A 16,475-nucleotide genomic window follows, 5' to 3' on the forward strand; every position below is an offset into this window, starting at 1 on the left:
CCTCAGAAGGTGACGCCGGCACAGAGAATGATATTCGCAAACGGGGAGCACTCCCCGCTGCGAATAACCGCCTGACTACCTGCGGTCTCTTTTTTAAATTGTTCGTGCGTAACGTACCGCACTTCGATGGTATTCCCCTGGTGTTGCTGCAGCTGCTCAAGGTGAGTGAGCAACGTTTCGTGGAGCTGCGGATTCAACTGCTTGATCTCCGACGCGATGATTGCGGCCTCAACCTGCATTTCTGCGGTCACCACTTCCAGCACCTGCATAAAGGAAGGCACGCCCTGAGTTAACGCCATATCAATGCGTTGCGTAGTGCGCGGTACCGGCAACCCGGCATCACATACCACCAGCGTATCGGTATGACCAAGACGAGAGATGACAGACGAAATATCAGCGTTCAGAACACAACCTTTTTTCATATTCTTGCTCCATGAGCGAAACGTTTCGCTGACGGCAGTGTAGTACGAAGATTGTTCTAAAAACTATCGCCTGATTGAAGAAGTGTGATCGAAATCGAAACGTTTCGCTCATCGGGATAACGAAAAAAACGGCGCGACTTTCTTAAGGTAAATTGATGGCAATTGATAGTAAAAACCCCTCTTAGGGAGGGGTTTGAAAGGTGTCAGATTTCGACCTGCGTTCCGAGTTCGATAACCCGGTTAGGTGGGATCTCAAACTGGTCCGGCGCGCGCAGGGCGTTGCGCTGCAATACCAGGTAGAGCTTGCCGCGCAGGCGCAGATACCACGGGCGTTTGCCGAGGATCAGCGACTCGTGGGACATAAAGAAGGAGGTCTCCATCATTCGGCAACTTAACCCTTCCAGCCCGCAGCGGTGGAACACCTCTTCCACGTTCGGCGTTTCGCGCCAACCATAGCTTGCCACCACGCGCCAGAAAGTGGGCGACAGCTGCTCAATCTGCACGCGACGAACATTATGCACATAGGGCGCGTCCTCCGTGCGTAATGTCAGCAGGATCACCCGCTCATGCAGCACCTTGTTGTGCTTCAGGTTATGCATCATGGCAAAAGGAATAACGTTCAGCGCGCGGGACATATAAACCGCTGTACCCGGTACGCGTACCGGCGGCGACTTCTCCAGCGAAGCGATCATCGCTTCCAGTGAGTTACCGTGCTCATGCATGCGGCGCAGCAGGCGGAAACGCTCGCTCTTCCAGGTGGTCATCACCAGAAACATTACCAGACCGAGGCTCAATGGCAGCCAGCCGCCGGAGACAATCTTATCGAGGTTCGCCGAGAAGAGCGGCACATCGATGCAGAGGAAGAAGAGCAGCAGCATGCCAACCAGAATCTTATTCCAGTGCCAGTTTTTGCGCGCCACGGTGGTAAAGAGCAGGGTGGTCAGCACCATGGTGCCGGTCACCGCAATACCGTATGCCGCCGCCAGGTTGCTGGAGTGCTCGAAGCTGACAATCACCAGCACTACCGCGAAGTAGAGCAGCCAGTTGATAAAGGGAATATAGATCTGCCCGGACTCCATCTCCGAGGTGTGAATAATCCGCATCGGCGCCAGATAACCAAGGCGTACCGCCTGGCGAGTCAGGGAGAAGACACCGGAAATGACCGCCTGCGAGGCAATCACCGTCGCCAGCGTGGCGATAATCAGCATCGGGATCAGCGCCCACTCAGGCGCTAACAGGAAGAAGGGGTTTTTAATCGCTTCGGGGGTTTTCAGCAGCAGCGCGCCCTGGCCAAAGTAGTTCAGCACCAGCGAGGGCAGCACCACGCTAAACCACGCCAAGCGGATCGGCAGTTTACCGAAGTGGCCCATATCCGCGTAGAGCGCTTCCACGCCGGTAATAGAGAGCACGACGGCTCCGAGGGCGACAAACGAAATGGCTTTGTACTGCAAGAAGAAGTTAACCGCCCACATCGGGTTAAGCGCCTGCAGCACTTCCGGGTTGGCAATAATGCTGCGTACGCCGAGCACCGCCAGAATCAAAAACCACGCCAGCATAATTGGCGCAAAGAGTTTGCCCACTAGCCCGGTGCCATGTTTTTGAATGGCAAACAGCAGTGTCAGCACCACGATGGAGAGCGGCACAATCCACGTATCGAGGGAGGGGGCGACAATCTCAAGGCCTTCGATGGCCGACATCACCGAGATGGCGGGCGTAATGACCACTTCGCCATAGAAGAAGCTGCCGCCGATCAGGCCCATAATCACCAGCACCGAGGTCATCCTGGCGGAGGTATTACGCCCGGCCAGCGACATCAGCGTCAGGATCCCACCTTCACCGGCGTTATCCGCCCGCATCACAAAGGTGAGGTACTTAATCGAGACGACAAAAACCAGTAGCCAGAAAATCAGCGACAGGAAGCCAAAGACAGCATCGCGCTCAACGCCGAAGCCGAACTGGCCAGACAAACATTCACGCAGTGTATAGAGTGGGCTGGTACCAATATCACCGTAGACAACCCCAATTGCCGCGAGTGTGACCGCGGGTAACGATTGTTTCTTATCAGTGCTCATAGACTAATCTTTTGATTGAATGCAATTATGTGTGCTTAGTCCCTTGGCCCACAAAAAGCGCACAGTATGCACGATTATCGACGGAATCGTACCCCTAAATGCAACCACATTAATCTGGCTCAATGAAAACAAAGCCGTTCTTCAGTCTATTACAGGCACTTTCAGGAACGTTTATAATCGCTCTGACAAGCCGGAAACCACGGCGAAAGGACGCAGATTCATTATGGCTCACTTACATCTATTAGCAGAAAGAATTTCCCGCCTCAGCAGCGCGCTGGAGAAAGGCCTCTTTGAGCGCAGCCATGCGATCCGGCTCTGTTTGCTGGCCGCCCTGAGCGGCGAAAGCGTATTCCTGCTGGGTCCGCCGGGCATCGCCAAAAGCCTGATCGCCCGCCGCCTGAAATTCGCCTTCAAAAATGCCCGCGCCTTTGAATATTTAATGACCCGTTTCTCCACGCCGGAAGAGGTCTTTGGCCCCCTTTCCATTCAGGCGCTGAAAGATGAAGGGCGCTATGAGCGTCTCACAAGCGGCTATTTACCGGAAGCGGAAATCGTCTTTCTGGATGAGATCTGGAAAGCAGGCCCGGCGATCCTTAACACCCTGCTGACCGCCATTAACGAACGCCGTTTTCGTAACGGCGCCAGCGAAGATCATATTCCGATGCGCTTGCTGGTGGCGGCCTCTAACGAACTACCGGAAGCGGACAGCAGCCTCGAAGCGCTCTACGACCGCATGCTGATTCGTCTCTGGCTCGACAAAGTGCAGGAGAAGAGCAACTTCCGCTCAATGCTGATTAGCCAGCAGAGTGAAAGTGAAAACCCGGTGCCGGCGGAGTTGCAAATCACCGATGAAGAGTACATCCGCTGGCAGCATGACATTTCCCAGGTGGCGCTGCCGGAACCGGTTTTTGAGCTGATTTACACTCTGCGCCAGCAGCTGGATACGCTGCCGAACGCGCCATATGTTTCCGACCGGCGCTGGAAAAAAGCGATTCGCCTGTTGCAGGCCAGCGCCCTCTTTAGTGGCCGCGACGCGGTGGCGCCTATCGACCTGATCCTGCTGAAAGATTGCCTGTGGCATGACGCGGAAAGCCTGCGCCTGCTGCAACAGCAGCTCGATGTTTTGATGACCGGGCACGCCTGGCAGCAGCAGGCGATGGTGACGCAACTGAGTGCGATAGCCCAGCGACACCTGCAACTTCAGCAGCAGCAAAGTGATAAAACCGCGCTCAGAGTGGAGCGCCAGGGCGGCATGTTCAGCCGTCGCCCCCATTATGAACTTCCTGCGGATTTGACCGAGCCGGTGCTGACGCTTCTGCTACAGCAGCCGCTGAAACTGCACGATCTTAACGTTATTCACCTCACCCTTGAGCGCAGCGCACTGGAGCAGTGGCTGACGAAAGGGGGCGAGATCCGCGGCAAGCTTAACGGGATAGGTTTTGCCCAGCCGCTCAATATGGAAGTGGATGCCAGCCAGCACCTGCTGGTGCGCGATGTCAGTTTACAGAGCTCGCGCCTGGCGTTGCCGGGCACGGCGTCAGAGAACGTGCCGGATGAGATCAGGCAGCAGCTGGAGGCGCTGGACACCACCTGGCACCAGCAGCACACCCGTTTTAGCGAACAGCAGAAGTGTCTGTTTATCTCCAGCGACTGGTTGGGTCGCATTGAAGCCAGCCTGCAGGATGTCAGAGCGCAGATCCAACAGGCGCGTCAATGATCCCTCTCGATACGCTTAATGTAATGCTGACCATCAGCGAAGAGGCGTTGATAGAGGATCTTATTATCCTCTTACTGGCCTCGCCGCAGCTGGCGATCTTTTTTGAAAAGTTTCCCAAGCTCAAGCATGCCATTACGGAAGATCTGCCGCGCTGGCGCGAAGCGCTAAAAAAGCACCTTAAAGAGGCGGAAGTACCAAAAACGCTGGCGGAAGAGGTGCTCGCCTTTCAGCAGAGCCAGCTGCTCTCCACCTCGCAGTTTACCGTTCAGCTACCGCAAACGCTGGCCCTGCTCGATAGGGTGCAATCCCCTTTCGCGGCGCAGGCTCGCCAGATGGTGACCGATAACCCGGCCTTTACCCCTGCCCTGCACACGCTCTTTCTTCAGCGCTGGCGTCTGAGCCTGGTGGTGCAAACCACTGCCTTCAACCAGCAACTGCTGGAGGAGGAGCGCGAACAGTTGCTGAGTGAAGTGCAGGCACGCATGACTCTCAGCGGCCAGCTTGAACCGGTATTAATTGAGAATGAGAACGCGGCCGGCAGATTATGGGATATGAGCGCCGGGCAGCTTAAACGCGGCGATTACCAGTTGATCGTCAAATATGGTGATTTCCTCAAAGAGCAGCCCGAACTGCAGCAACTGGCAGAGCAGCTAGGCCGCTCACGGGAAGCGCGTTCAGTGCCGCGCAAAGATGCGCCGATGGAGACCTTCCGCAGCCTGGTGCGCGAGCCGTCAACGGTGCCGGAGCAGGTCGATGGCTTGCATCAAAGCGACGATATTCTGCGCCTGCTGCCGCCGGAACTGGCGACCCTCGGCATCACCGAGCTGGAGTATGAGTTTTACCGGCGGCTGGTGGAGAAACAGCTGCTGACCTACCGGCTTCACGGCGATGCCTGGCACGAAAAGGTGACCGAACGCCCGGTTATTCATCAGGATTTTGATGAGCAGCCGCGCGGGCCATTTATTGTCTGCGTCGACACCTCCGGTTCCATGGGCGGCTTCAACGAACAGTGCGCGAAGGCTTTCTGCCTGGCGATGATGCGCGTGGCGCTGGCGGACAAACGGCGCTGCTTCATTATGCTCTTCTCCACGGAAGTGGTGCGCTATGAGCTGACCTGCGATAGCGGGCTGGAGCAGGCGATCCGCTTTCTGAGCCAGCGCTTTCGCGGTGGCACCGATCTGGCGAGCTGCTTTCGTGCGGTGATTGAGCGGATGCAGGGCGGCGAATGGTATGACGCCGATGCGGTGGTGATCTCCGATTTTATCGCCCAGCGGCTGCCGGAGGAGGTGATCGGTAAGGTAAAGGAGCTGCAACAGGTGCATCAACACCGCTTTCACGCGGTGGCGATGTCAGCCCACGGAAAACCCGGCATCATGCGCATCTTTGACCATATCTGGCGCTTTGATACCGGGATGCGCAGCCGCTTACTGCGCCGCTGGCGGCGTTAAAGCAGATCGGCAACCTCGTCGCGCACGGCGGCTGGCCATACGCCGCACTGCACCTGACCGATATGCGAGAGTTGTAACAGCAGCATGGTGAGGCGCGATTGACCAATGCCGCCACCGATGGTTTGCGGCATCTCGCCACGCAGCAGCGCCTGGTGCCAGTCAAGCTGCAGCCTCTCTTCATCATCAGTCAGTTTCAGCTGGCGCTTCAGGGCTTCAGCGTCAACGCGGATCCCCATTGATGAGAGCTCCAGCGCATCCTCCAGCACCGGGTTCCACACCAGGATATCGCCGTTGAGGCCGCTGAAACCGGCTTCGGCTGGCGTGCTCCAGTCATCATAATCCGGCGCGCGAACATCGTGACGCTTGCCGTCACTAAGCTTGCCGCCAATCCCCATCAGAAAGACAGCGCCCAGCTCTTTGGCGATCGCTTTTTCGCGCCCTTTCGCATCTAAGTGCGGGAAGCGGCTGAGCAGTGTTTCGCTGTGTACGAAGTGGATCTGCTCTGGCAGGAACGGTGCCAGACCAAACTCTGCGCTTACCGCGGCTTCAGTCGCTTTGATCCCGGACCAGATCGCCTCAACCGTCGATTTCAGCGTCGCCAGCTGGCGCTGACCGTCTCCTAATACGCGCTCCCAGTCCCACTGATCCACATACACGGAGTGAATGGGCGAGAGACGATCTTCATCGGGGCGCAGGGCTTTCATATGGGTGTAAAGCCCTTCACCGGCGCTGAAATCATGTTGCCCCAGCGTCTGACGTTTCCACTTTGCCAGTGAGTGCACCACTTCAAAGCGAGCATCTGGCAGCGTCTTCACATTGACCTGTACCGCTTTCTCGCAACCCGACAGGTTATCCTGTGTGCCATCCCCTACGCGGCTGAGGATCGGTGCCTGCACTTCAATCAGGCCCAATTTCTCTTCCAGCTGGCGAGAGAAGAAGGATTTCACAAAGGCGATCTGGCGTTGTTTTGCGATGTAGGCGGTTTTCATTTTTTAACTCCTGTCTGCGTAGACTTGCAATTAAGCAACAGAAACAGGCGTCAGTTCAATAATCCACAATTAAAAAGGCCAACAGGCTTTTGAATCGCTAAAATAGACGGCTAAAATAGAATGAATCATTAATCTACATAAGAAAAACGTATGGAAAATTATCAGATCGACAATCTGGATCGCGGCATCCTTGAAGCCTTAATGACCAATGCCCGTACGGCGTATGCCGAGCTGGCGAAACAGTTCGGCGTCAGCCCGGGCACCATTCATGTGCGGGTCGAGAAGATGAAGCAGGCGGGCATTATTACCGGCGCGCGTATCGACGTCAGCCCAAAGCAACTCGGGTACGATGTCTGCTGCTTTATCGGCATCATTTTGAAGAGCGCCAAAGATTACCCCTCAGCGTTGGCCAGACTGGAGAGTCTGGAAGAGGTGACCGAAGCCTACTACACCACCGGACACTACAGCATCTTTATTAAAGTGATGTGCCGCTCGATCGACGCGCTACAACAGGTACTTATCAACAAGATCCAGACCATTGATGAAATCCAGTCCACCGAGACATTGATCTCGTTGCAAAACCCCATCATGCGCACGATCCGCCCGTAACCGGGCATTTTCATCCACGATCAATACCCGTATTGTCCACAGGTAGATCCCAGCTCATTCACAGCGTACAATACGCCCCACTTTGTCGTCGCAGGGCGACTAAAACGGAGCGGGTTCATGGCAGACATTACTCTTATTAGCGGCAGCACCCTTGGCGGTGCGGAATACGTGGCAGAACATCTGGCTGAAAAGCTGGAGGAAGCAGGGTTCAATACCTTTACGTTCCATGGTCCGTTATTAGAGGATTTGCCGCAGCAGGGGCTCTGGCTGGTGGTCACTTCCACCCACGGTGCGGGTGATATCCCCGACAACCTGCTGCCAATGTATGAAGAGCTTGATGAACTGAACCCGGATCTGTCGCAGATTCGCTTTGGCGCGATCGGTATCGGCAGCCGTGAATATGACACCTTCTGTCAGGCGATCGACAAAATGGAAGCCGGGCTGAAGAAAAAGGGTGCCAAACAGATCGGTGAAACGCTGAAGATCAACGTCCTCGATCACGATATTCCGGAGGATCCGGCCGAAGAGTGGCTGGGATCCTGGATAAAATTACTCGATATTGTGTAAAGATCGTGCGATCAGCAGTGAATAACTAGGCTTAAAAGCGCTTATTAACCGGTAGTTATCCAATGAATAACTCTGCTCACCGATCAGCCCTGTGTATAACTAGCCCTTTTGATCCCAGCTTATACGGTGCTGGATCACCGATCATTCACAGTTAATGATCCTTCCTAATAAACTGATCTTAAAGCGATGATCCGGCTTATCCACAAGACATCGCGATCCTAATAAGAGATCACAATAGAACAGATCTCTCTATATAAAGATCTTCTTTTTAATAGCCGGGATCCGGAGTCTTTCTCACTGGACTAAAGTTGAGTAGAATCCACGACCCGGCCACACATTCATTTTCTAACCGCTCAGGCGAGGCATACCACCATGTTTTATCCGGATCCTTTTGACGTCATCATCATTGGCGGGGGTCATGCAGGCACTGAGGCCGCAATGGCCGCAGCGCGTATGGGTCAGCAGACTCTGCTTTTGACACACAATATCGACACCCTGGGGCAGATGAGCTGCAACCCGGCGATCGGCGGTATTGGGAAAGGACACCTGGTTAAAGAAGTGGATGCACTGGGCGGGCTGATGGCGAAAGCGATCGATCAGGCGGGTATTCAGTTTAGGATACTAAACGCTAGCAAAGGCCCTGCCGTTCGGGCGACGCGTGCACAGGCGGATCGCGTGCTCTATCGCCAGGCGGTACGCACTGCGCTGGAGAACCAGCCAAACCTGATGATCTTCCAGCAGGCGGTTGAGGATCTGATCGTCGAAAACGATCACGTTGTGGGTGCCGTTACCCAGATGGGGCTGAAGTTCCGCGCGAAAGCGGTGGTACTGACCGTCGGCACCTTCCTCGACGGCAAGATCCATATCGGGCTGGATAACTACAGCGGTGGCCGTGCAGGCGATCCGCCGTCGATCCCCCTCTCCCGCCGTCTGCGTGAACTGCCGCTGCGCGTCAGCCGTCTGAAAACCGGTACGCCGCCGCGTATTGACGCGCGCACCATCGATTTCAGCGTGCTGGCACAGCAGCACGGCGACGATCCGATGCCGGTCTTCTCGTTTATGGGCAGTGCCGCGCAACATCCGCGCCAGGTGCCGTGCTATATCACGCACACCAACGAAAAGACCCATGAGGTGATCCGCAATAACCTCGATCGCAGCCCGATGTATGCCGGCGTGATCGAAGGGATCGGACCGCGTTACTGCCCGTCGATCGAAGATAAAGTGATGCGCTTTGCCGATCGCAACCAGCATCAGATCTTCCTTGAACCGGAAGGGCTTACCTCCAACGAAATTTACCCGAACGGCATCTCTACCAGCCTGCCGTTCGATGTACAGATGCAGATCGTCCGCTCAATGCAGGGGATGGAGAACGCGAAGATTGTTCGTCCTGGCTACGCCATTGAGTATGACTTCTTCGACCCGCGCGATCTGAAACCGACGCTTGAGAGCAAATATATCAACGGCCTCTTCTTCGCCGGCCAGATCAACGGCACCACCGGTTACGAAGAAGCTGCCGCGCAGGGTCTGCTGGCCGGTCTGAACGCCGGGCGCTACTCGGCAGATAAAGAGGGCTGGGCACCGCGTCGCGATCAGGCTTACCTGGGCGTACTGGTGGACGATCTCTGCACGCTGGGCACTAAAGAGCCCTACCGCATGTTTACCTCCCGCGCGGAGTATCGTCTGATGCTGCGCGAAGATAACGCCGATCTGCGTCTGACCGAAGCGGGTCGCGAGTTGGGTCTGGTGGATGATGAACGCTGGGCGCGCTTCAACCAGAAGCTGGAAACCATTGAGCGTGAGCGTCAGCGCCTGAAATCCCAGTGGGTGTCACCGGCTTCTGAACATGCGCCGATCGTCAACGCACAGCTGACCGCGCCGTTGTCCCGCGAAGCCAGCGGTGAAGATCTGCTGCGTCGCCCGGAGATGACCTACGAGCAGCTGGTGCAATTGACGCCGTTCGCGCCGGGCTTAGAAGATAAGCAGGCGGCGGAACAGGTTGAAATCCAGGTGAAGTATGAAGGCTACATCGCCCGTCAGCAGGATGAGATCGAGAAGCAGCAGCGCAATGAGAACACTATTCTGCCAGCGACTCTCGATTACCGTCAGGTAAACGGCCTGTCGAATGAGGTGATCGCGAAGCTTAACGATCATAAACCCTCTTCCATCGGCCAGGCCTCGCGGATCTCGGGCATTACGCCAGCGGCAATCTCGATTCTGCTGGTGTGGCTGAAGAAGCAAGGGATGCTGCGCCGCAGCGCATAACCCTATCACTCAGGCCCGCACGCCGGGCCTGATAACGCTAAAAGGCAGATAAGCATCGCGCTATTCGCCATGTCGTCTCTCAACAGGTATTCGTTGTGCTCAATAAACTCTCTCGTCTGCTGGCCGAAGCCGGCATTTCGCTGTCCGATCAGCAACAGCAGCAGCTGGTGGCGTATGTTGAAATGCTGCACAAGTGGAACAAAGCCTACAACCTCACCTCGGTTCGCGACCCGAATGAGATGCTGGTACGCCATATCCTCGACAGCATTGTCGTGGCACCGCATCTGCAGGGAACGCGTTTTATCGATGTTGGCACCGGCCCCGGCCTGCCGGGTATCCCACTCTCCATCGTGCGTCCGGAATCCCACTTCACGCTGCTCGACAGCCTCGGCAAGCGCGTTCGCTTCCTGCGCCAGGTGCAGCATGAGCTGAAGCTGACCAATATCGAGCCGGTACAGAGCCGGGTTGAAGACTTCCCTGCGGAGCCGCCTTTTGATGGTGTGATTAGCCGCGCTTTTGCCTCGCTGAACGATATGGTGAGCTGGTGCCACCACCTTCCGGGCGAAACGGGCCGCTTTTATGCCCTGAAAGGTCAGTTGCCGGAAGATGAGATTGCGCTCTTGCCTGCGGGCTTAGCCGTGGAGTCGATTGTTGAATTAAAGGTTCCACACCTGGAAGGCGAGCGCCATCTGGTTATCGTTAAAGCAAACAAAGTTTAATTTTTATCAAAAAATGTTGCGTTCGTGCTGTTGCGTGAATGTTAAAAAAGGCGACGAAAAAGAGTGATACTTCCGGTTACATTTAACTTAAATTTAACCAGGATTTATCTGACATTTAACGTCGCTTTTTTTTATTCAGTATCAGAATAATCAACATCGAAAATATCAGCCCGCTAAAAATCGGCCAGTAAAACTACGGCGACTTGTAAAATAATTATTAAAAATGTCAAACAAAGGTTTTTGTTGTAGAGGCGAGTGTTTTAAAAAGAGTTGTGATAAATCGGCTTTATTTTCATAAAGATGAAAAGCTTTAAAATCTGCGGGCATTTGAAACGATGACTGCATATATGTTTAATTTGTGACCTGGTGCACGCTTTATCGCCGGGTTTTTCGCGTTATTTGCACTTTTGCTCGAAGGTTCATCGTTTGTACAAAAGTTTAAAAATAGACCTCGGGAAAAATATTTAAACATTTATTCACCTTTTCGCTACTTATTGTTTGAAATCACGAGGCCGCACCGTATAATTTGACCGCTTTTTGATGCTTGACTCCAGGCCGTAAAGAACGTTTTATACGACACGCGACATACCTCAAAGGGAGCAGGAGTTAAGAAAGATTATGTCTGTGTCGCTCTTTAGCCGAAACGTTGCTCGCAGGCTTCTGCTTATTCAGTTCCTGGCAGTAATGGCAAGTGGATTGCTGTTTAGCCTCAAAGACCCCTTCTGGGGCATTTCCGCCGTGAGCGGAGGTATGGCAGTCTTATTGCCGAATATGTTGTTTATGATTTTTGCCTGGCGTCATCAGGCGAATACACCTTCTAAAGGCCGTGTGGCCTGGACCTTCGCCTTCGGTGAGGCGCTCAAGGTGTTACTGACATTCGTGTTACTGGTGGTGGCGCTGGCAGTTTTAAAGGCGGTTTTTTTGCCGCTGATAGTCACGTGGGTTTCGGTGCTAGTGGTTCAGATACTGGCACCTGCTGTAATTAACAACAAAGGGTAAGAGGCATCATGTCTGCAGGAGAAAATTCAACACCGCAGGAGTACATCGGTCACCATCTGAATAACCTTCAGATTGACTTGCGTACCTTCTCGCTGGTGGATCCGCATAACCCCCCGGCCACGTTCTGGACGCTGAATATCGACTCCATGTTTTTCTCGGTGGTCCTGGGTCTGTTGTTCCTGGTAATGTTCCGTAGTGTAGCGAAGAAAGCGACCAGCGGCGTACCGGGGAAATTCCAGACGGCGATCGAGCTGGTGATTGGTTTTGTTCATGGTAGCGTCAAAGACATGTACCACGGCAAAAGCAAGCTTATCGCGCCACTGGCCCTGACGATTTTCGTCTGGGTATTCCTGATGAACCTGATGGATTTGCTGCCTATCGACCTGCTGCCGTATATCGGTGAGCATGTGTTCGGTCTGCCTGCGCTGCGTGTGGTGCCGTCTGCTGACGTTAACATTACGCTCTCTATGGCACTGGGCGTGTTTATCCTGATTCTGTTCTACAGCATCAAAATGAAGGGTATTGGCGGTTTCGCTAAAGAGCTGACTCTCCAGCCGTTCAACCATCCGGTATTTATACCGATTAACCTTATCCTTGAGGGCGTGAGCCTGCTGTCCAAACCGGTTTCTCTCGGTCTGCGACTGTTCGGTAACATGTACGCGGGTGAGTTGATTTTCATTCTGATCGCGGGTCTTCTGCCGTGGTGGTCACAGTGGATTCTGAATGTGCCATGGGCCATTTTCCACATCCTGATCATTACGCTGCAAGCCTTTATCTTCATGGTTCTGACGATCGTCTATCTGTCGATGGCGTCTGAAGAGCACTGATTTTTAACAACACTACTACGTTTTAACTGAAACAAACTGGAGACTGTCATGGAAAACCTGAATATGGATCTGCTGTACTTGGCTGCCGCTGTGATGATGGGTCTGGCGGCGATCGGTGCTGCGATCGGTATCGGCATCCTCGGGGGTAAATTCCTGGAAGGCGCTGCGCGTCAGCCGGATCTGATTCCTCTGCTGCGTACTCAGTTCTTTATCGTTATGGGTCTGGTGGATGCAATCCCGATGATCGCTGTGGGTCTGGGTCTGTACGTGATGTTTGCTGTCGCGTAGTAAGGGTTGCTTTTCAAGCAATTGTTTAGAACGTTAACCAGATAAGAGGCATTGTGCTGTGAATCTAAACGCAACAATCCTCGGCCAGGCCATCGCGTTTGTCCTGTTCGTTCTGTTCTGCATGAAGTATGTATGGCCGCCGTTGATTGCTGCCATCGAAAAACGTCAGAAAGAGATTGCTGACGGTCTCGCTTCCGCAGAACGGGCCAAAAAGGACCTGGATCTTGCACAGGCCAATGCGACCGACCAGCTGAAAAAAGCGAAAGCTGAAGCTCAGGTTATCATTGAACAGGCGAACAAACGCCGTGCTCAGATCCTGGACGAAGCGAAAGCTGAAGCCGAGCAGGAACGTAACAAAATCGTGGCGCAGGCGCAGGCGGAAATTGACGCCGAACGTAAACGCGCTCGCGAAGAGCTGCGTAAACAAGTGGCTCTGCTGGCTGTTGCCGGCGCCGAGAAGATCATCGAGCGTTCCGTGGATGAAGCTGCTAACAGCGACATCGTGAATAAACTGGTCGCTGAACTGTAAGGAGGAGGGGCTGATGTCTGAATTTGTAACGGTAGCTCGCCCCTACGCCAAAGCAGCTTTTGACTTTGCCGTCGAAACCCAAAGCGTTGACCGCTGGCAGGATATGCTGGCGTTCGCCGCCGAGGTGACGAAAAACGAACAAATGGCCGAGCTGCTCTCCGGTGCGATTGCACCGGAAACGCTCGCCGACTCGTTTATCGCCGTATGTGGTGAGCAACTGGACGAAAAAGGCCAAAACCTGATTCGTGTGATGGCCGAAAACGGTCGTCTGAAAGTGCTCCCTGATGTTCTTGAGCAGTTCATTCAATTGCGCGCGGCCAGCGAGGCTATCGCCGAAGTCGAAGTGACTTCCGCCTCCGCACTGAGTGAAGAACAGCTTGCGAAAATCAGCACAGCGATGGAAAAACGTCTGTCACGTAAAGTGAAGCTGAATTGCAATATCGATAAGTCTGTAATGGCAGGCGTAATCATCCGTGCGGGTGATATGGTCATTGATGGCAGCGTACGCGGCCGTCTTGAGCGCCTTGCAGACGTCTTGCAGTCTTAAGGGGACTGGAGCATGCAACTGAATTCCACCGAAATCAGCGAACTGATCAAGCAGCGCATTGCTCAGTTCAGTGTTGTGAGTGAAGCTCACAACGAAGGTACTATTGTTTCTGTAAGCGACGGTGTTATCCGCATCCACGGCCTGGCCGACTGTATGCAGGGCGAGATGATTTCTCTGCCGGGTAACCGTTACGCTATCGCACTGAACCTGGAGCGCGACTCCGTAGGTGCAGTTGTGATGGGTCCGTACGCTGACCTCGCCGAAGGCATGAAGGTCAAATGTACTGGCCGTATTCTTGAAGTTCCGGTTGGCCGTGGCCTGCTGGGTCGTGTGGTGAACACCCTGGGTGCGCCAATCGACGGTAAAGGTCCGGTTGATAACGATGGCTTCTCGCCAATCGAAGTTATCGCGCCGGGCGTTATCGATCGTCAGTCCGTCGACCAGCCGGTTCAGACCGGTTACAAATCCGTCGACGCCATGATCCCAATCGGTCGTGGTCAGCGTGAGCTGATCATCGGCGACCGTCAGACTGGTAAAACGGCGATGGCTATCGACGCCATCATCAACCAGCGCGACTCCGGCATCAAATGTGTGTACGTGGCCATCGGCCAGAAAGCGTCCACCATTGCTAACGTGGTTCGTAAACTGGAAGAGCACGGCGCACTGTCCAACACCATCGTTGTTGTGGCAACTGCCTCTGAATCCGCTGCACTGCAATACCTGGCACCGTATGCCGGTTGCGCAATGGGCGAATACTTCCGTGACCGCGGTGAAGATGCGCTGATCGTCTACGATGACCTGTCTAAACAGGCCGTTGCTTACCGTCAGGTTTCCCTGCTGCTCCGTCGTCCGCCAGGACGTGAAGCGTTCCCGGGCGACGTATTTTACCTCCACTCCCGTCTGCTGGAGCGCGCATCCCGCGTAAACGCGGAATACGTAGAGAACTTCACCAAAGGTGAAGTGAAAGGTAAAACCGGCTCCCTGACTGCCCTGCCGATTATCGAAACGCAGGCGGGTGACGTTTCCGCGTTCGTTCCGACCAACGTAATCTCCATTACCGATGGTCAGATCTTCCTGGAAACCAACCTGTTTAACTCCGGGATTCGTCCGGCGGTTAACCCGGGTATCTCCGTATCCCGTGTGGGTGGTGCAGCGCAGACCAAGATCATCAAGAAACTGTCCGGTGGTATCCGTACCGCGCTGGCACAGTATCGTGAGCTGGCGGCGTTCTCTCAGTTCGCATCCGATCTGGACGAAGCAACCCGTAAACAGCTGAGCCACGGTCAGAAAGTGACCGAGCTGCTGAAACAGAAACAGTATGCCCCTATGTCTGTTGCACAACAGGGCCTGGTGCTGTTCGCGGCTGAACGCGGTTACCTCGAAGATGTGGAACTGGCGAAAATCGGTAGCTTCGAAGCCGCTCTGCTGGCGTACGTTGACCGTGAACACGCTCCGCTGATGCAAGAGATCAACCAGTCCGGTGGCTATAACGACGAAATCGAAGGCAAGCTGAAAGGCATCCTCGATTCCTTCAAAGCAACCCAGTCCTGGTAACGTCTGGCGGCCTGTCTTAGGGCAGGCCGTAAGGCATTGAGGAGAAGCTCATGGCCGGCGCAAAAGAGATACGTAGTAAGATCGCAAGCGTCCAGAACACGCAAAAGATCACTAAAGCGATGGAGATGGTCGCCGCTTCCAAAATGCGTAAATCGCAGGATCGCATGGCGTCCAGCCGTCCTTATGCAGATACCATGCGCAAAGTGATTGGTCACCTTGCGAACGGTAATCTGGAATATAAGCACCCTTACCTGGAAGAGCGCGATGTAAAACGCGTGGGCTACCTGGTAGTGTCGACCGACCGTGGTCTGTGCGGTGGCTTGAACATTAACCTGTTCAAAAAACTGCTGGCGGATATGAAAGCATGGTCCGATAAAGGCGTTCAGAGCGAACTCGCGATGATCGGCTCTAAAGGCGTCTCTTTCTTCAATTCCGTTGGTGGCAACGTGGTCGCTCAGGTGACCGGTATGGGTGATAACCCGTCCCTGTCAGAACTGATCGGCCCGGTGAAAGTCATGCTGCAGGCCTACGACGAAGGTCGTCTGGATAAGCTTTATATTGTTAGCAATAAATTTATCAACACCATGTCTCAGGTTCCGACCATCACTCAGCTGCTGCCGTTACCGGCTGCAGAAGATGAAGAGTTGAAGCATAAATCCTGGGATTACCTGTATGAACCCGATCCAAAAGCGCTGCTGGATACGCTCCTGCGCCGTTATGTTGAATCTCAGGTTTATCAGGGTGTTGTTGAAAACCTGGCCAGCGAGCAGGCCGCACGTATGGTGGCGATGAAAGCCGCGACCGACAATGGCGGCAGCCTGATTAAAGAGCTGCAGTTGGTATACAACAAAGCTCGTCAGGCCAGCATTACTCAGGAACTCACCGAGATCGTCGGTGGTGCATCCGCGGTATAACCAGGTTAATTC

General features: G+C 54.3%; 16 protein-coding genes. 13 read left to right on the forward strand and 3 right to left on the reverse strand.

From position 1 onward, the window contains the following. Window positions 1–2 precede the first annotated feature (2 nt). The gene (gene rbsD / locus HF650_RS24090; protein ID WP_187800653.1) at window positions 3–422 is read right to left on the reverse strand and encodes a D-ribose pyranase; all 420 of its coding nucleotides are present in this window, start codon (window positions 420–422) and stop codon (window positions 3–5) included. A 203-nt stretch (window positions 423–625) separates the two neighbouring features. Beyond that, entirely contained in the window at window positions 626–2,494 is a 1,869-nt protein-coding gene (gene kup, locus HF650_RS24095) for a low affinity potassium transporter Kup (protein ID WP_187800654.1), read from the reverse strand. Window positions 2,495–2,717: 223 nt separating this feature from the next. On the opposite strand from kup, the gene ravA reads away from it, so the two are divergent. Together ravA and viaA are read left to right on the forward strand one after the other, a co-directional pair. Continuing rightward, complete coding sequence (ravA, locus tag HF650_RS24100; RefSeq protein ID WP_187800655.1) at window positions 2,718–4,211, forward strand: ATPase RavA; 1,494 nt, start codon at window positions 2,718–2,720, stop codon at window positions 4,209–4,211. Then, complete coding sequence (viaA, locus tag HF650_RS24105; RefSeq protein WP_187800656.1) at window positions 4,208–5,659, forward strand: ATPase RavA stimulator ViaA; 1,452 nt, start codon at window positions 4,208–4,210, stop codon at window positions 5,657–5,659. The genes ravA and viaA overlap by 4 nt, the downstream gene beginning before the upstream one ends. On the opposite strand, the gene asnA is transcribed toward viaA, so the two are convergent. Next, window positions 5,656–6,648: an aspartate--ammonia ligase gene (asnA, locus tag HF650_RS24110; protein ID WP_187800657.1), complete on the reverse strand. Its 993-nt coding sequence runs from the start codon at window positions 6,646–6,648 to the stop codon at window positions 5,656–5,658. The two genes, viaA and asnA, sit on opposite strands and share 4 nt — an antisense overlap. A 150-nt stretch (window positions 6,649–6,798) precedes the next feature. On the opposite strand from asnA, the gene asnC reads away from it, so the two are divergent. The 11 genes from asnC to atpG all read left to right on the forward strand — a co-directional run bounded on the left by asnC (window position 6,799) and on the right by atpG (window position 16,463). Continuing rightward, window positions 6,799–7,257, forward strand: coding sequence for a transcriptional regulator AsnC (asnC, locus tag HF650_RS24115; RefSeq protein ID WP_187800658.1), 459 nt, complete (start codon window positions 6,799–6,801; stop codon window positions 7,255–7,257). A gap of 117 nt (window positions 7,258–7,374) precedes the next feature. Next, complete coding sequence (gene mioC / locus HF650_RS24120; protein ID WP_187800659.1) at window positions 7,375–7,824, forward strand: FMN-binding protein MioC; 450 nt, start codon at window positions 7,375–7,377, stop codon at window positions 7,822–7,824. A 372-nt stretch (window positions 7,825–8,196) separates the two neighbouring features. Beyond that, window positions 8,197–10,086 (forward strand): tRNA uridine-5-carboxymethylaminomethyl(34) synthesis enzyme MnmG, encoded by a 1,890-nt coding sequence (mnmG, locus tag HF650_RS24125; protein WP_187800660.1) that lies wholly within the window; start codon window positions 8,197–8,199, stop codon window positions 10,084–10,086. Window positions 10,087–10,181: 95 nt separating this feature from the next. Next, complete coding sequence (rsmG, locus tag HF650_RS24130) at window positions 10,182–10,805, forward strand: 16S rRNA (guanine(527)-N(7))-methyltransferase RsmG (protein ID WP_187800661.1); 624 nt, start codon at window positions 10,182–10,184, stop codon at window positions 10,803–10,805. Between the two features lie 618 nt (window positions 10,806–11,423). Then, window positions 11,424–11,804: a F0F1 ATP synthase subunit I gene (gene atpI, locus HF650_RS24135; RefSeq protein ID WP_124971064.1), complete on the forward strand. Its 381-nt coding sequence runs from the start codon at window positions 11,424–11,426 to the stop codon at window positions 11,802–11,804. 8 nt (window positions 11,805–11,812) lie between these two features. Continuing rightward, a complete protein-coding gene (gene atpB, locus HF650_RS24140; protein ID WP_187800662.1) occupies window positions 11,813–12,631 on the forward strand; it encodes a F0F1 ATP synthase subunit A in 819 nt (272 codons plus the stop codon). 48 nt (window positions 12,632–12,679) lie between these two features. Then, window positions 12,680–12,919 carry a F0F1 ATP synthase subunit C gene (atpE, locus tag HF650_RS24145; protein WP_007369368.1) on the forward strand — a complete coding sequence of 80 codons (240 nt, stop codon included), beginning with the start codon at window positions 12,680–12,682 and terminating at the stop codon, window positions 12,917–12,919. Between the two features lie 58 nt (window positions 12,920–12,977). Continuing rightward, a complete protein-coding gene (atpF, locus tag HF650_RS24150) occupies window positions 12,978–13,448 on the forward strand; it encodes a F0F1 ATP synthase subunit B (protein WP_042714832.1) in 471 nt (156 codons plus the stop codon). A 13-nt stretch (window positions 13,449–13,461) separates the two neighbouring features. After that, on the forward strand, window positions 13,462–13,995 hold the full coding sequence (gene atpH, locus HF650_RS24155) for a F0F1 ATP synthase subunit delta (RefSeq protein ID WP_042714834.1): 534 nt from the start codon (window positions 13,462–13,464) through the stop codon (window positions 13,993–13,995). A gap of 12 nt (window positions 13,996–14,007) precedes the next feature. Continuing rightward, window positions 14,008–15,549, forward strand: coding sequence for a F0F1 ATP synthase subunit alpha (atpA, locus tag HF650_RS24160; RefSeq protein WP_042714836.1), 1,542 nt, complete (start codon window positions 14,008–14,010; stop codon window positions 15,547–15,549). Window positions 15,550–15,599: 50 nt separating this feature from the next. Next, entirely contained in the window at window positions 15,600–16,463 is an 864-nt protein-coding gene (gene atpG / locus HF650_RS24165) for a F0F1 ATP synthase subunit gamma (RefSeq protein WP_124971067.1), read from the forward strand. Window positions 16,464–16,475 lie beyond the last annotated feature (12 nt).

The sequence above is a fragment of the Kosakonia sp. SMBL-WEM22 genome (assembly GCF_014490785.1).
Lineage (GTDB): Bacteria > Pseudomonadota > Gammaproteobacteria > Enterobacterales > Enterobacteriaceae > Kosakonia.

Coding starts and splice junctions, on each gene's coding strand:
- rbsD (WP_187800653.1), bottom strand. CDS start 422: ATGAAAAAAGGTTGTGTTCTGAACGCTGATATTTCGTCTGTCATCTCT.
- kup (WP_187800654.1), bottom strand. CDS start 2,494: ATGAGCACTGATAAGAAACAATCGTTACCCGCGGTCACACTCGCGGCA.
- ravA (WP_187800655.1), top strand. CDS start 2,718: ATGGCTCACTTACATCTATTAGCAGAAAGAATTTCCCGCCTCAGCAGC.
- viaA (WP_187800656.1), top strand. CDS start 4,208: ATGATCCCTCTCGATACGCTTAATGTAATGCTGACCATCAGCGAAGAG.
- asnA (WP_187800657.1), bottom strand. CDS start 6,648: ATGAAAACCGCCTACATCGCAAAACAACGCCAGATCGCCTTTGTGAAA.
- asnC (WP_187800658.1), top strand. CDS start 6,799: ATGGAAAATTATCAGATCGACAATCTGGATCGCGGCATCCTTGAAGCC.
- mioC (WP_187800659.1), top strand. CDS start 7,375: ATGGCAGACATTACTCTTATTAGCGGCAGCACCCTTGGCGGTGCGGAA.
- mnmG (WP_187800660.1), top strand. CDS start 8,197: ATGTTTTATCCGGATCCTTTTGACGTCATCATCATTGGCGGGGGTCAT.
- atpI (WP_124971064.1), top strand. CDS start 11,424: ATGTCTGTGTCGCTCTTTAGCCGAAACGTTGCTCGCAGGCTTCTGCTT.
- atpB (WP_187800662.1), top strand. CDS start 11,813: ATGTCTGCAGGAGAAAATTCAACACCGCAGGAGTACATCGGTCACCAT.
- atpE (WP_007369368.1), top strand. CDS start 12,680: ATGGAAAACCTGAATATGGATCTGCTGTACTTGGCTGCCGCTGTGATG.
- atpH (WP_042714834.1), top strand. CDS start 13,462: ATGTCTGAATTTGTAACGGTAGCTCGCCCCTACGCCAAAGCAGCTTTT.
- atpA (WP_042714836.1), top strand. CDS start 14,008: ATGCAACTGAATTCCACCGAAATCAGCGAACTGATCAAGCAGCGCATT.
- atpG (WP_124971067.1), top strand. CDS start 15,600: ATGGCCGGCGCAAAAGAGATACGTAGTAAGATCGCAAGCGTCCAGAAC.